This window comes from Paenibacillus sp. MMO-58 (assembly GCF_037146255.1).
Lineage (GTDB): Bacteria > Bacillota > Bacilli > Paenibacillales > Paenibacillaceae > Pristimantibacillus.
In genome coordinates this window covers 261,045-277,998 of record NZ_JBBCVY010000001.1, presented here as the reverse complement: position 1 = coordinate 277,998, position 16,954 = coordinate 261,045, and the positions used below count along the sequence as shown (strand labels likewise).

General features: G+C 50.3%; 13 protein-coding genes. 1 reads left to right on the top strand and 12 read right to left on the bottom strand.

What is annotated here, in order from left to right; genetic code table 11:
• Positions 1-11 precede the first annotated feature (11 nt).
• The 8 genes from WFJ73_RS01150 to WFJ73_RS01115 all read right to left on the bottom strand — a co-directional run bounded on the left by WFJ73_RS01150 (position 12) and on the right by WFJ73_RS01115 (position 12,262).
• Complete coding sequence (locus WFJ73_RS01150) at positions 12-1,601, bottom strand: extracellular solute-binding protein (RefSeq protein WP_336771131.1); 1,590 nt, start codon at positions 1,599-1,601, stop codon at positions 12-14.
• Between the two features lie 130 nt (positions 1,602-1,731).
• The gene (locus WFJ73_RS01145) at positions 1,732-2,571 is read right to left on the bottom strand and encodes a carbohydrate ABC transporter permease (protein WP_336772109.1); all 840 of its coding nucleotides are present in this window, start codon (positions 2,569-2,571) and stop codon (positions 1,732-1,734) included.
• A 44-nt stretch (positions 2,572-2,615) separates the two neighbouring features.
• Positions 2,616-3,566 (bottom strand): ABC transporter permease, encoded by a 951-nt coding sequence (locus tag WFJ73_RS01140; protein WP_336771129.1) that lies wholly within the window; start codon positions 3,564-3,566, stop codon positions 2,616-2,618.
• Between the two features lie 208 nt (positions 3,567-3,774).
• Complete coding sequence (locus WFJ73_RS01135; RefSeq protein WP_336771128.1) at positions 3,775-5,436, bottom strand: ABC transporter substrate-binding protein; 1,662 nt, start codon at positions 5,434-5,436, stop codon at positions 3,775-3,777.
• A gap of 37 nt (positions 5,437-5,473) precedes the next feature.
• Positions 5,474-6,373 carry a carbohydrate ABC transporter permease gene (locus tag WFJ73_RS01130; RefSeq protein WP_336771127.1) on the bottom strand — a complete coding sequence of 300 codons (900 nt, stop codon included), beginning with the start codon at positions 6,371-6,373 and terminating at the stop codon, positions 5,474-5,476.
• A gap of 71 nt (positions 6,374-6,444) precedes the next feature.
• Positions 6,445-7,410: an ABC transporter permease gene (locus tag WFJ73_RS01125; RefSeq protein WP_336771126.1), complete on the bottom strand. Its 966-nt coding sequence runs from the start codon at positions 7,408-7,410 to the stop codon at positions 6,445-6,447.
• 244 nt (positions 7,411-7,654) lie between these two features.
• Positions 7,655-9,922 carry an AraC family transcriptional regulator gene (locus WFJ73_RS01120; RefSeq protein WP_336771124.1) on the bottom strand — a complete coding sequence of 756 codons (2,268 nt, stop codon included), beginning with the start codon at positions 9,920-9,922 and terminating at the stop codon, positions 7,655-7,657.
• Between the two features lie 282 nt (positions 9,923-10,204).
• Entirely contained in the window at positions 10,205-12,262 is a 2,058-nt protein-coding gene (locus tag WFJ73_RS01115) for a beta-galactosidase (RefSeq protein WP_336771123.1), read from the bottom strand.
• A gap of 117 nt (positions 12,263-12,379) precedes the next feature.
• Here WFJ73_RS01115 and WFJ73_RS01110 point away from each other — a divergent pair, with 117 nt between their 5' ends.
• A complete protein-coding gene (locus tag WFJ73_RS01110; RefSeq protein ID WP_336771121.1) occupies positions 12,380-13,207 on the top strand; it encodes an AraC family transcriptional regulator in 828 nt (275 codons plus the stop codon).
• A gap of 106 nt (positions 13,208-13,313) precedes the next feature.
• Here WFJ73_RS01110 and WFJ73_RS01105 read toward each other — a convergent pair whose 3' ends face one another.
• The 4 genes from WFJ73_RS01105 to WFJ73_RS01090 form a co-directional block, all read right to left on the bottom strand.
• Complete coding sequence (locus WFJ73_RS01105; RefSeq protein ID WP_336771119.1) at positions 13,314-13,808, bottom strand: VanZ family protein; 495 nt, start codon at positions 13,806-13,808, stop codon at positions 13,314-13,316.
• 102 nt (positions 13,809-13,910) lie between these two features.
• Entirely contained in the window at positions 13,911-14,993 is a 1,083-nt protein-coding gene (locus WFJ73_RS01100) for a Gfo/Idh/MocA family protein (RefSeq protein WP_336771118.1), read from the bottom strand.
• A 129-nt stretch (positions 14,994-15,122) separates the two neighbouring features.
• Positions 15,123-16,163 (bottom strand): LacI family DNA-binding transcriptional regulator, encoded by a 1,041-nt coding sequence (locus WFJ73_RS01095; protein ID WP_336772108.1) that lies wholly within the window; start codon positions 16,161-16,163, stop codon positions 15,123-15,125.
• A gap of 98 nt (positions 16,164-16,261) precedes the next feature.
• Positions 16,262-16,933, bottom strand: coding sequence for an MgtC/SapB family protein (locus WFJ73_RS01090; RefSeq protein ID WP_336772107.1), 672 nt, complete (start codon positions 16,931-16,933; stop codon positions 16,262-16,264).
• Positions 16,934-16,954: the final 21 nt, after the last annotated feature.

The following is a 16,954-nucleotide window of genomic DNA, read 5'->3' as shown; positions in this document are numbered from 1 at the left end:
AACCCATTATATCACTTCTTGTTTGCCTGCATCGCTTCGTAAATTTTCACGTTCTCTTCCATAACGGCCTTGCCGCCTGCCGCCATATACTCGTCCACAAGCTTGTCGTATAAGCTGTCGAAATCGGAAGGCTTGCATACAATCAGCTTATCGGTCATTTGCTTGTTCATATCGCCAAGCGTTTTGCCGAACTTGATGTTGGCATCATTTGGCGTATCGTAGAAAAAGGCGGTGTAACCGTCCGTCGTATTGATTTTGTAGGACTGCTCCGCCGTCTCTTCCAATCCGGGATACGAAGCGGATAGGGCTTTAATATTCTTCTCTTGATCGCCAAGCTCAACGCCGTTTACCACCAGGGTATAGTCGAGATTTTGCGGGCTCATTTGCATATTGTCGCCGGTTTGCGCAATAACTTGCGGAATTCCGTCAACCGTTTTGTGGTTTACACCCTCTTCCCCGTATTGCAGGAAAAATAACACTTCGGGGTTTGCCATCCAGTTTAAGTACTTAATCGCCAGCTCCGCATTTTTACTGGACTTCGGAATAAACACATTTAGGCCATTTTCGTTGTAAACCATTTTTTTGTATTTGCCTTCATCGTTTTTAAACGTATCGATCGGAATAAAGTTAGCATCAGGCACATTGGCTTTTAGCGGCTCGCTTATGTTTTGTCTAAACGCGTAATCCCAGTTAGCGCTGAAAAATCCGACTTTGCCGTTTGTCACGTCCGCGTCCGCCTGCTTTGCCGTTTTGTCGAGCGCAAAATCGGGACTGATCAATTTGTCATTGTACAGCTTGTTGAGGAATTTCAGCGATTCCTTGTTTCCTGGCTTTAACCAGTTCGGAGAGGTTACGAAATCCTCCTCCGACTGTTCGCCCCAGAAGGACTCGGCCAAATTGCCGGTGCCGTAATTCATGCCGGTCGCCGCCAATCCCCAAGGAATAACGCCGTCTACGCCTCCGGGATTTTTGTCTCTGAATGCAACAAGAGTATTATATAATTCATCTCTGTTCGTCGGAACCGGCAGCCCTAATTTGTCCAGCCAATCCTTCCGGATGAAGCTGCCGATCCAAGCCAGCGATGTTCGTTTTGCGGGGATCGCCATCTGTTTTCCGTTAAATTGCCCGTAAGTGAGAACGTTCTCGCCCAGATAATTTTTCAGATCCTTACCATACTTCTCAAGCAAATCTTCCAAAGGCATAATGCCGTTGATCTTGGCGTACCGGGATACGGTTGCGCTGTCATAAGTAAAGGAAATATCCGGAGCCTCGTCCGCTGCCATCATAACGTTAAGCTTATCAATCTCCTGCGATCTCGGAACCGGAACAAATTTTACAACCGCATTGTTTGGCTTGCCGAAATGTTCGTTAATATACCTGGTCCAGGTGTTGTTGTTCAGATCCGGCTGGCCTTGTATCCCTCTGTCAAATACCTCCACCGTAAGCGTAGTAGGCGGTCCCGAAGGCGATTTCGTCGCGGTTGAAGCGGCCGAGGATTCGGCAGGTTGATTCTCTTTATTATTGTTATCGCCGCCGCAACCGGCCAATCCGCTGGCTAGCAAAGTAAGAACGGGCAGTAAAACCAACATTTTTTTGTTCATGTTTTCAACCTCGCTTTTTTATTCTTAGTCGTCTTTATGAAATCCTACATGGCCCCAATAATTGTTCACGAAATCCGGCAATTTGGCAACGATCACCACCTTTCCGTACGGCTGCCCACGAGGTATTGCCTTAACCTTTGATAGCCCCCGTCATTACTCCGTCAACAAAATACTTCTGCAGCTTAGGGTAAACCAGCAATATCGGTACGGTAGCAAACATGACGCTTGCAGCCTTTAAGGATTCCGGAACGATAAACGCTCCCGTGCTTCCTTCGCCTTGCTGCGCATCCAGCTGCTGATTGGCGGTAATAATCTGATACAGCTTTAATTGCATCGGGTACAAGTTCTTGTCTGTGATATAAAACAACGCATCCTGGAAGCCGTTCCACCGGTCAACCGCGTAAAAAAGGCTTAAGGTTGCTATAGAAGGCATGGATAACGGAAGTACAACCTTAACCAGAATGCCCCATTCATTACAACCGTCGATCGCGGCAGCTTCCTCCAGACTTTCCGGAAGAGACGAGAAGAAGGTTTTCAGTATGATCATATTAAAGACGCTTAAAGCGCCAGGCAAGATCAGACTGCTCATCGTGTTCATCATGTCCAGGTTTTTCACCAGGATATAGCTAGGAATGAGTCCTCCGCTGAAATACATCGTAAATACCATAGCGGTCAACAAAAAATTTCTACCCATAAGTCTTTTCTTCGTAAGCGGATAAGCGGCGCATATGGTTAAAAACATGCAGCATGCGGTAAACAAAATCGTAAGTACAATGGTATAACCAAGGGTATAAAGCATATCGATATCGCTCAGAATCGTTTTATAGGTTTCGAACGTGAGTTCTACCGGCCAAAGCGAAACCTTTTGCGATATTATCGCATTATTCGAGCTTAAGGAAAGCGCTATCATATATAGGAAGGGAACAAGACAGGTTATTGAAACCGCCGTTATGAATAATACAATCAGCATATCTACGAGATTCGTTTTTGATTTGTTCAACAAACTCACGCCCTTTACCAGATTCCATTCTCGCCGATTTTTTTAGCAACGTAATTGGCCGATACGAGAAAGAGCAGCCCTACAACCGATTGGAACAATCCGACAGCAGTTGCCTGGGAGAAATCGCCGGATCCAATCCCTATCCGGTAGACATAAGTGCTGATAACATCGGAGTAGTCGCTGACAAGAGAATTTCCCATGACGAATGGCCGGTCGAATCCGATCGAGACCATTCTACCGATCTGCAGAATAAGCAGAATGATGATAGTTGGTTTGATGCCCGGCAGAGTAATATGCCAAATTTTACGAACCCTGCTGCAACCGTCGATGTCTGCCGCCTCGTACAGATCCTTGTTTATACTGATCATGGCGGCCAAATATAGGATGGTTCCCCAACCTGCACTCTGCCATATCCCGATAGCCACGTACATGATCAGCCAGTTTGTCTTGTCGGAGAGAAACTCGATTTTGCCAAGACCAAGGCCGGACAACATCGTATTCGCCATGCCGCCCGACGAGAACATCAGGTATACCATGCCTCCGATAATGACCCACGACAGAAAATGCGGCAGGTACAGAACGGTTTGCGTCAGTTTTTTGAATCGCGTAAACCTAAGTTCGTTTAACAAAATCGCCAGAATAATCGGTGCCGGGAAGCCTGCAGCCAAATCGAGAAGATTAAGAACAAGCGTATTTGTTAAAGCCCGGTAAAAGCTGTCCTGTTCAAAAATAAACCGGAACACGTCAAGCCCAACCCATTCGCTTCCGCTAATGCCCTGAAAAATGTTGTACTCCTGGAAGGCCATCAACACGCCATAGATTGGCGCATATTTGAAAATCGCGATATATGCCATTGGCAGCAGCAAAAGGGCGTATAACAAAAAATCTCTTTTGATGTTTTGAACGATTCGGTTTTTTTTCCTTATTTTGATGCGCTGGCTATCTCTGCCTAAAACCGCTTTCAATTTTATCAATCCCTCTTTCCGTATAAGGTGAGCTCATGTAAAAAATTATACCTGCTAGGATTTTTAATAAAATGTAATTTATTAAGTGAGGTTTGTAATAAATTAAAATAACAAAAAGCACGCCATAAAACAGCGTGCTTTTACTCCAACGTTTGGTTCCAACCCTTGCCCCCAGCCTTGCGCAGGGGCCCGAATGTTATTTTAGAGATTACTTAAATTGGCCTGCGTCGATCGCTTTTTGCTTCTCATCCAGAATTTCCTGGTAGCCGGCATCCAGATAAGTCTTCTTCGCGTCTCCATAGACTTTGTCGAACTGATCCTCCGGAGCCATAGCCACCTTCACGTACAGCTCCTGGAATAGCGAGTTCAGATCGGCTTTGTACTCGTTTACTTTCTCGAGAACAACACTGAACAGAGCATCCGGCGTACGGAATTCCGCTAACTTCTCAAAATTATTCAGCACATCTTCAGCCAAGTTCTCGTAGCCGGGAGGCGACCAATTTTGCAAGTAGGCTTTGCGCGTTACAGCCGGATCCGTGTATTGCACAACTTCACTGACGAGTGCGAAATAGTCTTTATTGTTGTTCTGGGACAGTACGGATTCCCCTTTGTAATCCGGATTCTTAACGGCAAGACCGTCTGCATCCAGCGTATAGTTCTGACCTTCAACACCGTTCTGGAGGTAGAACAGGTTCTTCGGCTGGCTCATCCATTCGAGGTACATCCATACAGCGGCACGTTCCTCATCCGTCGATTCATAGTTGATCCCCATAATCAAGCCGAATGGCCAGTATGCGCGGCCTTGCGGCTTGTTGCCTTCCGGAACTCCAGCCGTACCCGGAAGCACCGCAAATTGCGCATTCGGATTGTTCTTCAGTGTAGCGGTCAGCACATCGGTATTGCTAGCGAGATAGAAGCCGTATGTGCCTGTTTTGCCTGCAACAAATTCCGCTTTCGTCTTCGCATCGTCATTGCGCAAATAGAATTCTTTGTCGATCAGCCCATGATTGTACTGGTAGTTCAGATTTTTCAGGTACTTCTCTGTTTCCTTCGTAGTCAGGTCCGCTACGCCAAGATCGGAATACAGCGCACGGTATTTCGGGTCAATCGGCCAATCACGGAAGGCATAGTTGAAGGTATAGTTGTTCTGCAAGAGGGATGCGCCTGCAACGCCAAGTCCAGCCGCTTTCCATTTCTCCAACATTTCGTTATATTTCTCAAGGGAGGTCAGATCCTCCACTTTCATGCCAACCTTCTCCACCCAATCTTTGCGGATCAGCGTGGTGAAGTTATCGGCTGGCGGACGCTGTGCAAAGAAGAATACGTTTTTGCCGTCTACGACACCGTATTGCTTGATTGTCTCGCTCATATTTTTCCAGTAAGTAGGCGCGTAGTTGGCGATTTCATCGTAGTCCAGCTCCTGCATGACATCCTCGCCGTAGTAGGCAAGCGCTTGCGGCATATCGTAGTGGAAAATAATATCCGGAGCCTTGTGCGAAGCAAGCAGCTGCTCATAGTCCGTAATTTCGCTGTTTCTTGTGATCGGTATGAATTTGACGTCGATGTTATACTTATCGCCGAATTCCTTTTGAATCCAGCGCGTATAGTAGTTATCCGATACATTCCAGCCTTCGAAAGCGCGTTCATAAACCGGAATCTGAAGAGTAACCTTCTCCGGGAAGCCTTTCGAATAATCCGGATACTTGCCTGCCGGGCTTTCGCTTGGCGTATTGCTAGCTGTGTCGCTTGCGGAAGGAGAAGGTTCGGTAGAGCTCTTTGTATTCGAATTGTTGTTATTGGTGCAGCCAGACAAAATGCTGAATACCACAAACAAAGCCATAAACATGGATACCATATTTTTTTTGCTCATTGCTTGTTCCCCCAATAATTAATTTTCGTATTCGAGGTTATTCCTTCACGGCCCCAAGCATAACGCCTTGGACAAAATACTTCTGGATAAACGGGTACACGCAAATAATGGGAAGAGTCGCGAATACCACGCAGGATGCTTTAAGGACTTCGGGATTACTGAGCGATACCTGAGTCGCTTCCAGCTGGAAGCTTTCGCTCGCTTGAATAACCAGGTAATACAACTTCAGCTGCAGTGGCCGCATATCCACGTTTTGCTTGATGTAAAACAATGCGTCTTGGTACGTATTCCAGCGCCCAACCGCATAAAAGAGAGATAAGGTTGCAATGATTGGTTTGGACAGCGGCAGCACAATGCTGACAAGAATCCGGAAATGTCCGGCCCCGTCAATCCTTGCCGATTCTTCCAGACTGTCCGGTATGCTGCTCGACAGTGCCGTCTTCATGATCAGCAGGTTAAAGGCGCTGAAGGCCGGCGGCAGGATAATAGACCACATGGTGTCCAGCAGCCCCAGGTTGTTAACGAGCAAATATTCGGGAATGATACCGCCGCTGAAGTACAGGGTGAAGATAAAGATAAACGTCAGCACGGTACGTCCCTTTAGTTGCTTGCGGGATAACGGATATGCGGCGCATATAGTTATGATCATTCCAATGATCGTGAACAGCACCGTTACAAGAACCGATACATACAAGGAGCGCAAAATACTGTGGTCCGCGAAAATTTTCTTGTAGGCCTCGAATGTAAAACCTTCCGGCCAGATGAAAACTTTATTCGCGATAACAAATGCGTCTTCGCTTAAAGATTTGGATACGACATGCAGAAACGGCAGCAAACAGGCCAGCGAGGCAATGATGATAAAGAGGTGAATAAGCACATCCCAAATATCAAACCGCCTTCTGCGATGAACAGCAAGTGTGCTATTCGTTGCTTTCATGGTCACCTCTCCTAAAAAGAATTGCCACGTGTCTTTGGTTTGTTGGAAATTCTTGCTTCGTAAGCATAAGCCTATAAAATTCCGTCCTCGCCAAGCTTCTTCGCAATCCGGTCCGCAGCAAGCACAAGCACAAGTCCGATGACAGCCTGGAATAATCCAAGCGCCGTTGCCCGGCTGAAGTTGCCGCTCTCAATCCCCCAACGATACACCAATACGGGAATCGTAACCGTGTATTCCGTCGTAGCCTTGTTTTGCAGGGCAAATACGCGCTCGAATGAGCCCTCCATGACTTTGCCGAGATTCATAATAAGCAAGGTAACAATCGTTACGCGAATCGATGGCAGCGTCACGTTCCATACCTTCCTCCAGCGCCCGGCGCCGTCAACGATGGCTGCTTCGTACATTTCCGGGTTGATGCTGCTGATCGAGGCAAGGTAGATGATCGTTCCCCAGCCCATGCTCTGCCAGACGCCAATCGCCAGATAACTGATCAGCCAATTGGTATCGTCCTGCAGGAACGGAATCCGGTCGCCTCCCATCATGGCAATGAGATTATTGATCGCGCCGTTACTCTCGCTGAGCAGCTGATAAGCAATCGCTCCGATAATAATCCACGATAGAAAATGCGGCAGATACAGCAGCGTCTGATTCACCCGTTTAAACCTTACGCCTCTTACTTCGTTCAGCAGCAAGGCCAGCACAATCGGCATCGTAAAGCTGAACAACAGATCAAGACTGTTAAGCAGAAGCGTATTGCGTACGGCCCGGCCAAAGTCATGCTTGGCGAATATCTCCTGGAACACTTGGAAGCCTACCCAATCGCTGCCCCAGAACCCTTTTGCAATCTTATAGTTTTTAAAAGCAAGAATGAGGCCTGACATCGGTGCGTATTTGAAGGTTAGTACAAAAGCCAGCGGAATCAATAACAACGCGTAGAGCTGCCAATCCCGCCGAAGATAATACGTCATCCCTCGTCTGTTTAATCCGAGGGGCTTTAAAGCGGTTTCATTTTGTTGTGAAGCGCTTTCAACTTTCACGTTCTCACCCCCTCAACCTTTAACATCCCCCGGCCCTTGTGCTCGCTTCAGACATCGTCCGTGGCTGACCTCATCATACCCCCGCTTTTTCCAAACGGTAAATCTTGAGTATTGATTCTCCCTGTCATTTTTGATTGCAAAGGCATCATTTCTGCTTATCCGGCGCGTTTTTTGATCAAATCTGATAGGCATGAGCAAAAATAAAAGCTGTCCTGCAGGCGGCATGACAGCTCTTTTTTTTTGCTTACGATGATTTGGATCTCGACGTCTTGTAGCTGCTTGGAGGCATCCCTTCATACTTGCGGAAAAAACGGTTAAAGCTTTGAACGTTATAGTAGCCCACTTCGGAAGCAATTTGCGTGATCGTCATTTTTGATTCGATTAGCAGCTGCTTCGCCTTCTCGATCCGCAATTGATTCATATAATCGATGAGGCTTTTGCCGGTTAACTCATAAACGATCTTCCGCATATAGGAATAGCTGATGCCAATCTCCTTCGCCATTTCCTCGAACACAATTTCCTTTCGGAAATGTTCCTCCAGATAACGAATAATTCGTTCGCCGTGATTCGCTTCTCCCGTACTCCGCTCCAGATGCTGAACAATCTCGGTAAAGAAATCGCGTAGATTGTTCTCCAGTTCGTCAAGCGTGTCGGTGGATGCGATCGCCGAGTAGATGTTGCCCCGTCCGGAGAAGATCCGCGACGTGCTGATGTTGTTTTCCCGGAGATGACGGATGGTAACGCCAAGCAGCTGATTGTAAATAAACAGGATATTGTCATAGGAAACGTTGGCATCGGCATGAATATCGGACCGGATACGATCCAGTTCCTTCAAAATGCTGCCTAAGTCGGCACGCTCCAGGAAATTCACGATACGCCGCTCGCTGTTTGTCGGGTACATATATTTCTTGCCGCGGTCATCATCGGGCTTCCAGTAAAAAATACAGCCGCTCCCCTTGATCATGCGTTGTTTGATTGCATCCGTTGCCTCCGCAACCCGCCCTGGGATCGATTCCCTGAATTCCGTCCGGCCGCTGACTCCGGTCGTAACCGAATGGCCAAGCAGATCAAGCGCCGTATCCCGGATTTGAACAAGCGTAGCCTTTATTCTTTGAAGATCGTTATCCATTTCTTCCTGCCCGAAATTAATCACAAATACGAAGCAGCCGTCGCCTTGGTAAATCCCCCGGGCATGCAGACCTTCCGGGAACAAGCTCTCGCATTTCGAGAGCAATAGATAACGGTGAAAGCTGCGGGTCTCAGGGTTATTCTTGCTGACGTATCTTCTGTACCGGTCGATGGAGACAACCGCAACGGTGTAATAGGGCTCAGGGAACATTTCCGCGATCTGTTTCTTCACTTCGCCCCGAAGCAACTGATGAATCGATAAGCTTCGGGTATCCTGCTCCCGCTCCTGAAGCAGCGTATGCAAGCCTTCCTCCTCTTCCTGCATCCGCCTGAACGCCGACTCCAGGAAGGCCAGCTCGTTTTTGTTCGTGCCGCCATGATTGCTGCGCTCGCGCATCATTCGGACAAGCCTCCGTACCGGCTGGGATAACCAGGTGGCCAGCAATACGGCAAGAATGGTGCCTGCGATAATGATCACACCCGTAATAAAAATAATGCTTTTCTGCAGGTTATACGTCTTGGTCATTAACTGGTCCATCGAATAAATATTTACGTTCCACCAGCCGAGCTGCTCCGAGCGGGACCACGTATACAGCAGCCGTTCGCCGTTCAATACATGGTAGGCATAACCTTCCCTTTTGCCTTTGCTTAGGATTTGCTTGATAAACGGCTGCTTATTGCCGTCCGTCAGCAGCAAGGACTTGTCATTGTGCGAAATAACCGTGCCGTCGGATTTCAGAAGCATAAAACCTTCAGAGCCCGGTTCAGAGGATTTCAAATAGCCGGCAATCTGACTCTCCTTCAAATTTACGACAATCGTTCCACGCGTAGTCGTTGACAGGCGGTTTAACGGCAAAACATAGGATACAACCTGCATGCCGGATTGCAATTGGCGAGGGTACCAGACGCCTCCAATTCCTCTCCGGCCGGCAAGCGCGTTCTCCATCCAATCTACCGGTTCGTAACGGTCAAGCGTTGTAATTCCCCGGTCGGTCGAGACCACGTAATCCGCCTCGTCAAGCAGGAAATAGGTAGAGTATACGCCATCCACGCGGTGGTTCAGACTCGCCAGCTCATTTAGTATTCTTAGCGCGCTGGACACATCGCTATAATCCGAATTAAGCGCCGAGTACGTCCTGAAGCTGCGGATCCGGTCAAATATATTCGTGCCGGCCAGCTGGACCGCATCCTGCGCCAGATTGCTTAGAGCATTCTCGTTAAGCTCCCTGTTCGCGATAAGCCCCTCAAGCGAGGTGTCCGCAATAGCGTCTTCCGAATAACCCACGATTTGAGTGCCGCTGTACCAGGTCAGAATGGCAGTAGGAATAGCCATGACACAGATCAGAATCAGCATCAGCTGAAGCATCATGGGAAATCGTTTCATCCGCCCGTCCTCCTATCGTTTCTCGTAATAGCCATGGAGTCCCTCTAAGCTGGATTTTTGTAAGCGCTTTAAATTTGTTATAAAAAAAACACCGTCCAACTAACAATCTATCAATCTATCAATCTATCAATCTATCAATCTATCAATCTTGGATAATTATACACTATAAAGAACTGCTGGGTCTATTTCCCTATTTGAATTTTCACTATAAAAATAAGCCAGCCGTATGAAGAGCGGCTGGCTTATAGTTGAACCGGACTGCTATGCTGTTATACCCCTATTCTATGCCTGATTAAGCTTAATGATCTGCACGTCATAACCTTTAAGCTCCGTTGCGCCGCCTTGGACGCTGGCTCCCGTAAGCAGATCAATCCCGGTTTGCTCTCCAAGCGCAACCGTAACGGCATCCGCATTGTGATTAAGCACAAACAGATAATCCTGGCCGTCTTTGGAGCGGATCGTTGTCTCCACGCCTTCCGGCGTGCCGGAGACAAGCGGCTTGATGCCGCGGGAAGCGCATAGCTGAGGCAGCCAGTCCTGCAGGAAGGCATCTTCCGGGCTTGTCGCCAGGTACCAGGCTTCGCCTTCGCCAAACTTGTTAACCGTTAGGGCAGGCATGCCGCGGTAGAAATCATCCCCGTATACGGCCTTTACTTCGGCGCCTTCCGAATGAATGAGATCGCAGAGCATGCCGCATTCGTATTCCGCCTTCGACCCAAGCGTGTTGTCGGACAGAACAATCCGGTTGCGCTGCGAAGGAAGCAGGGCATCGATCTCTTCCGCCCAGATGCCGAATAAGTTGCGCAGCTTGCCCGGATAACCGCCCAGCGTTACCAGATCGGTCTCGTTTACGATACCGCTGAAGTAGGTTGTAATAACCGCGCCGCCGGCTGCCGTATAGGCTTCCAGCTTCTCGGCCACGCCATCCTTCACCATGTACATGACCGGCGCAATAACCAGGTCGTATCCGCTCAGGTCCGCTTCCACGCTGACCACATCGGCCGCAATGCCGGCACGGTACAGAGCATCATAGAATTTATGAGCTTCATTCACGTATTTAAGAGCAATGGACGGACCGCTGGACATTTCAATCGCCCACCAGTTTTCCCAATCGAACAGGATCGCAGCCTTTGCTTTCACTTTCGCATCCAGCAAAGTATCTCCCAGCTTTCCAAGCTCTGCGCCAAGCTCCGCGCATTCGGGGAATACGCGGGTATGCTCGTGGCCGACATGCTCGATAACCGCGCCGTGATATTTCTCGCATGCCCCGATGGAACGGCGCAGCTGGAAGAACAGGATCGTATCCGCTCCGCGCGCAACGGCCTGGTAGCTCCATAAGCGCATAACGCCCGGACGCTTAAGCGAGTTGTACGGCTGCCAGTTCTGCTGGCTTGGCGTCTGCTCCATCAGCATAAACGGCTGGCCGTCCTTCAGGCCTCGCATCAGGTCATGCATCATGCCGGTATAGCTGTGCGGCGTATCGAAGCGCGGGTAGTTATCCCAGGATATAACGTCCATATGCTTCGCCCATTTATGATAATCCAGCTTTTTGAAAGCGCCCATCAGGTTGGTTGTAACCGGAATATCCGGCGTAATCTTCTTGACTGCTTCGTACTCCAGCTTGTAGCACTCGAGCAGGCTGTCCGAATGGAAACGCATGTAGTCGAGCGACAGACCTTGGAAGTTTGTCTCCGTCCGGCCGTTGGCGCCGTACCATTCCTCGCTGCGGCCGCTTGGCAGAACGATATCCTCGAAGTCGTAGAAAATATGACCCCAGAATGCCGTATTCCAAGCTTTGTTTACTTCTTCGATCGTTCCGTAACGATCCTTAAGCCATACGCGGAATGCCGCTTCGCAATTGTCGCAATAGCAGTTGCCCGCGCCGCCGTATTCATTGTTGATATGCCAGATGAGCAGGGCCGGATGATCTTTGTACCGCTCGGCAAGCTTCTCCGCCATACGCACGGAATACTTGCGGAAGGTTGGGCTGTTCGGACAGGAGTTATGGCGCCCGCCGAACTTGCGTTTGTTGCCGTTGAAATCGACTTGCAGCACATCCGGATATTTACGGGCCATCCATGCGGGATGCGCCGCCGTGCTTGTAGCCAGACAGACGCCAACGCCGTCCGCATGAAGCTTGTCCATCACCTCGTCGAGCCAGCCGAAATCATAGGTATCCTCGTCAGGCTGGTTTTTTGCCCAGGCGAACACGTTAAGAGTTGCCACATCGATTCCGGCAAGCTTGAACATCCGTAAATCCTCGTCCCAGACTTCCTTCTCCCATTGATCCGGATTATAGTCACCACCATACCAAATCTTCGGTTTTTTCGTATTTATCATCTTGTCACACCTCTTTGTATATGATAAAACTGCATTATATTCTTCTATTGTAAGCCTTCACATTGCCGTTACCTATATAAAATTAATGATTTCGCATATAAAAATATGGAGGTTCCTATGATGCGACGTGTCGTGCCCGCCTTCCCTTCGGAGCCGCTGCCCCTGCAGCTCGAAACGATTGGCTTCAATCCCGATCAGGAGACTTTGGACAGACCGGAGGGCTATCCCTATTTCCACTGGCTCCAAACCTTGGAAGGCGAAGGCGAATTAACGGTTAGCGGTCAAACCTGGAAAATGAATGAGCGCTCCGGCGTCCTTCTTGCCCCGGGCACAGCGCACCGGTACGAGGCCAGAAACGGCTGGTGGCAGACGGGTTATATTACGTTTCGCGGAGGTATGGCTGCCAGTATCGTGCAGTCATTCGGCTGGGGAAGCGCCGAGCGCTTTCAATGGGAGGCCGGCAACGACCGGATTAGCGATCAGCTATTCAACATGCTGACCTTTGCCGAAGCCGGAAGCGATCCATCCGGCTGGCAGTCATCGGCCGATTTGTACCAATTCCTGACGCTCCTTCGGACCAACGCCCGCACGGACAACCGCCCGTCCATGTCCAAACGGCTGGAGCGGCTTCAAGTGCTGCTGGCCTGGCTGGAGCAGCACTTCGCCAACCCGGAGATCGGATTGGCCGACATGGCCGTGCAGCTTGGCATCGGCGAGAGGCAGCTGAACGAAAGATTCCGCGAGCTGTTTGGCCAAACGGCCTATTCGTATCTCATTCAGCTGCGGATCCGGAAAGCGAAGGAATGGCTGCCTTCCCGGCCGGACTGGACCGTACGCCGTATTGGCGAAGCGGTAGGCTTTCGCGATGCGAGCCATTTCGTCTCCACCTTCCGCCAAAGGGAAGGCATGACGCCGGAGACTTACCGGAAGCTGTATGGACGTTAACCAATGAAGGGATCCGCATTAAAAAAGGTACAAGCCGTGTTCGGGACACAGCTTGTACCTGTAAGGTTAATGGCGGCGGTACATATGCGAAAAGCCCTCGCGCAAGTTAAACTTGCGCAAGGGCTCTTTCTCTGCGTACGACAAACAGGATCCACCATCCCAGGAGTCCGCCAAAGCCATTAAGAATAAGATCATCGACATCAAAGCTGCCCATCGCGAAAACAAGCTGCGAGCATTCCAGGGCCAGGCTTAAACCAAACGAAAGCGCAGCTGCACCAAGGAAGGAAATGGAGTCATGCTTCGTCCATAAGCCAACAAGAATTCCGCAAGGCAGGAAGATCGCGATATTGCCGAACAGATTTACCTGTTCGTGACGCTCCGACAGCCCGTGAAGATTTTGCGAGATTGATTTGAACGGGGTAAAATTGGCCCGCTCCAGACCGTACCGCATATATTCCGGATACTCTAACGTCCAGTGAAGCTTTTGCCATAGAAACGCTATGTTAACCGAGTTGAACTTAAACAAGATCACCTTAAGCAAAAGATAAAGATAGAATAAAAAAAGAACCGATAGAATGCTGCCTTTTGTGTATTTCATCATAAATGTCCCTGCCCTTCTGTTAAGCCAATTGCCGCCTGCGTTGACTTAATCAGAATAAGACTCAATGTTTAAAAATTAAGCAGGGCAAATCTAAAGTTTTTCTTAATTATGCTGCGCCCAGCATTGGGTTTCCGTCGTGACCGATTCGCCCGTTTGCAGGGATTGCTTCATCATTAGCGCCAGATAATGATCCTGGCAGGCTTCCGCCAGGCTATAGAAATCTTCGCCGCCGGCAGCATATACTCCCATCTTCTCCAGGCATGCCGCCACCGCGATTTCGTCGTCGGTCAGACGAGCCGGCGCCGTGTCATTCTTATACACGACCTGCTCGCCTAAGTGAAGGCCCTTCAGATAATAGCCTTCCAAATTGCCGTCCAATCCTGCCTGCTGACGGGTCATCTGCAAATGGACCGGCGTCAAATGATCAAGCAAGTAACGGACGTCAAAGTTGTTGATTTCGCCTCGGTCCCCTCTCACAAGCACGCGCGGCGAACGGATCCAGGAGAAATACTGGTCTCCGGTAAAATCGTAAACGCCGTATTTTCCGCCAAAATCAAACGACGCCATAACCTGCTCCGATTGCTTTATTTGACTCTCTGCCGGCGGACCGGAACGGCCCGGACCTTCCATTATCGGCGAAGCGAAAGCCGCGGCGCGAATGCTTGCATTCTCGAAGCCAATGCCGAGATAGCGGCGAATCAGGCTGATACCATGATAATCGTGAGCGGACGATACTTGAGCCTGGGTCACCTGGCCAAGCTTGCCGGAGCGGACGATAGCCAGCCTCCCGGCGTGATTCGGCTGAAACGCATATTGCTCGGCAACCTGAACCCGTCCCTTGCCGCCGACCTGCCGGTATAACGCGATAAGATCCTCCAGCTTCTCGGCGGGCGGCGTCTCGCATAATACCGCAACATCGCGTCCCGTCAATTCGAGGATTACGTCCGGAGCAACCTTCCTCGGTACGCTGACGACAACAAACGCAAGAGAACCGGCTTCCAGCATCGCGGCAGCCGTGCGGAACGTCGGCACTCCCCATGCTTGCTCGAATGCTCTGCCCTTCTCCTCATCGCGTACAACTACGCCTGCAACATCAAATCGTTCGGGCAGCGCCTTTGCGATACGCAGAAAAAACTCGCTGCGCCAGCCGCCCCCTATAATGCCAAACCGTACAATGCTCATCATTTCCTCCCGTTACCCCGCAAATTTTACGAATACGCCTTTCTTTACCCAGTATACCAGCTACGGACAAGCAGCAAAAAGCCCGCAGTCCGAAAGGTTTCCGGACTACGGGCATTGAAACAAGCTGAACAATCAGCCTGAGCTCTTCTCGCTAAGATGATTATAGACGGAAGCAATGTCAGGCACCGCTGATGACTGCCGGATAGTCAGTGAAGGGGAAAGCACGATCCGTTCACTCTCTTCTCCCGGCTGACTGATCTGGCGGACAAGAAGCTGCACCGCTCTTTGCCCCATCTGTTCAATCGGCTGGGCGACCGTTGTCAGCGGCGGATCCGTGACGGAGGCAAGCACCGTATCGTCAAATCCGATAATCGAGCAATCCTGCGGAATCCGCAGCCCCAGCTCCTTGGCCGCGCGGAGCGCGCCAATGGCCAGCAGATCGTTGCAGCAAAAAATCGCCGTCGGGCGGTCCTTCATCTGAAGCAGCTCCCAGGCCCTGTCCTTGCCATCCTTATGGCCGCAGCTGACGACAAATAACGGGTCCAGCATCAGTCCCGCCGCTTCGGCGGTCTGCCTGAACCCCCGTACCCGCTCCCTGCTGCTGCTGATCGAGCCTTGCTCGGCCAGAACGGCAAGCCGGGTATGGCCAAGCGAGATTAGATGACCGGCTGCGGCAGCCCCTCCCGCATAATCGTCCACAACCACAGTCGGAACCTCTACGGTAGGAAACTCCCTAGCCAGCAGGGCAACCGGAACTCCCCCCTGCAGCAGCGGGTTTAATACGGACAGTTCCTTCAAGCCGGTACTGATAATAACGCCATCGACGTTTTTTTGCTGCAGCAGGACGGCATAATGCTCAACCTTCTCGTCCTTGTTGTCCGTGCTGCATATAAAGACGCTGTAGCCATGCCGCTGCCCTTCATCCTCAACCGCCCTTGCGATCTCAGCGAAAAAAGGATTAGAGATGTCCGGCACAAGCAGACCTATTGCATACGTTTTTTTACCGGTAAGCGCGGATGCGATCATGCTTGGCTTATAACCCATGCGCAGCATGATTTGCCTGATCTCTTCCCGGCGCTCCTCGCTGATTTTCCCCTTGCCGTTAATGACAAGGGATACGGTAGCAATGGATACGCCGGCTTCTTTAGCTACATCATATATGGTCGCTTTCATCATTGACGATTCTCCAATCGCGCGAAACATGTTTAAGTCCATTATGCGCGCAAAGGAGAGCGCTTTCAACGTTTATCTGGAATATTTGTAAATTGCTATTATGAGCTCAAATTTTCGACTTCAACCGATAGAACGTTTTTAAACCGGCGCATTTCCTCGTAGATCGAAGTCGTCGGATACAGCTCTCCGGAGGACAGGACAAGCCGGATTTGCATCCGGCCGTCCCCAATGTCCTTGATCGTTGTATGCTTGATCTGATGATCCGACCGGATGCTTGCAAGCATCCCGTCCAGCTCGGCCGAACGGTCGAAGGTCAGGCAGACCGATACGTCGCGCTCCCGCAGCTTGGAAGGGCCAAGCGCCCGAACGGCAAGCGGCACAAGGTTAACGGCCAGAATGATAATGCCGGCAGCCGTGAAGGCTTCCTTGTAAAAGCCCGCTCCCGCCGCAATGCCGAGCGCAGAAGCGGACCACACCATCGCGGCCGTTGTCAGGCCGGAGATGACGTCGTTGTTCCGCCGCAGAATAACCCCGGCGCCAATAAAGCCAACTCCGCTTACGATTTGGGCGGCGAGACGCATCGGATCCATATTGGTCATCCCCGGACGGGAAAGAGAGGAAGCCGCTTCGATGGATACCATCGTAATGAGGCAGCTCGCTACCGAGATGACCATGCTTGTCTTAATGCCTAGCGGCTTATGACGAAGCTGTCGGTCTACCCCGATGAGCAGACCAAGGGCTAGTGCCGCCCCAAGCTTAAGTGCGAACAGCGGTAATCCCCTCCTTCCGAA

What these genes read in the sequence shown, in the direction of transcription:
- WFJ73_RS01150 (WP_336771131.1), bottom strand. Translation starts at nt 1,601, where the DNA reads ATGAACAAAAAAATGTTGGTTTTACTGCCCGTTCTTACTTTGCTAGCC.
- WFJ73_RS01120 (WP_336771124.1), bottom strand. Translation starts at nt 9,922, where the DNA reads ATGAAACGATTTCCCATGATGCTTCAGCTGATGCTGATTCTGATCTGT.
- WFJ73_RS01135 (WP_336771128.1), bottom strand. Translation starts at nt 5,436, where the DNA reads ATGAGCAAAAAAAATATGGTATCCATGTTTATGGCTTTGTTTGTGGTA.
- WFJ73_RS01100 (WP_336771118.1), bottom strand. Translation starts at nt 14,993, where the DNA reads ATGATGAGCATTGTACGGTTTGGCATTATAGGGGGCGGCTGGCGCAGC.
- WFJ73_RS01130 (WP_336771127.1), bottom strand. Translation starts at nt 6,373, where the DNA reads ATGAAAGCAACGAATAGCACACTTGCTGTTCATCGCAGAAGGCGGTTT.
- WFJ73_RS01115 (WP_336771123.1), bottom strand. Translation starts at nt 12,262, where the DNA reads ATGATAAATACGAAAAAACCGAAGATTTGGTATGGTGGTGACTATAAT.
- WFJ73_RS01105 (WP_336771119.1), bottom strand. Translation starts at nt 13,808, where the DNA reads ATGATGAAATACACAAAAGGCAGCATTCTATCGGTTCTTTTTTTATTC.
- WFJ73_RS01110 (WP_336771121.1), top strand. Translation starts at nt 12,380, where the DNA reads ATGATGCGACGTGTCGTGCCCGCCTTCCCTTCGGAGCCGCTGCCCCTG.
- WFJ73_RS01145 (WP_336772109.1), bottom strand. Translation starts at nt 2,571, where the DNA reads ATGCTGATTGTATTATTCATAACGGCGGTTTCAATAACCTGTCTTGTT.
- WFJ73_RS01095 (WP_336772108.1), bottom strand. Translation starts at nt 16,163, where the DNA reads ATGAAAGCGACCATATATGATGTAGCTAAAGAAGCCGGCGTATCCATT.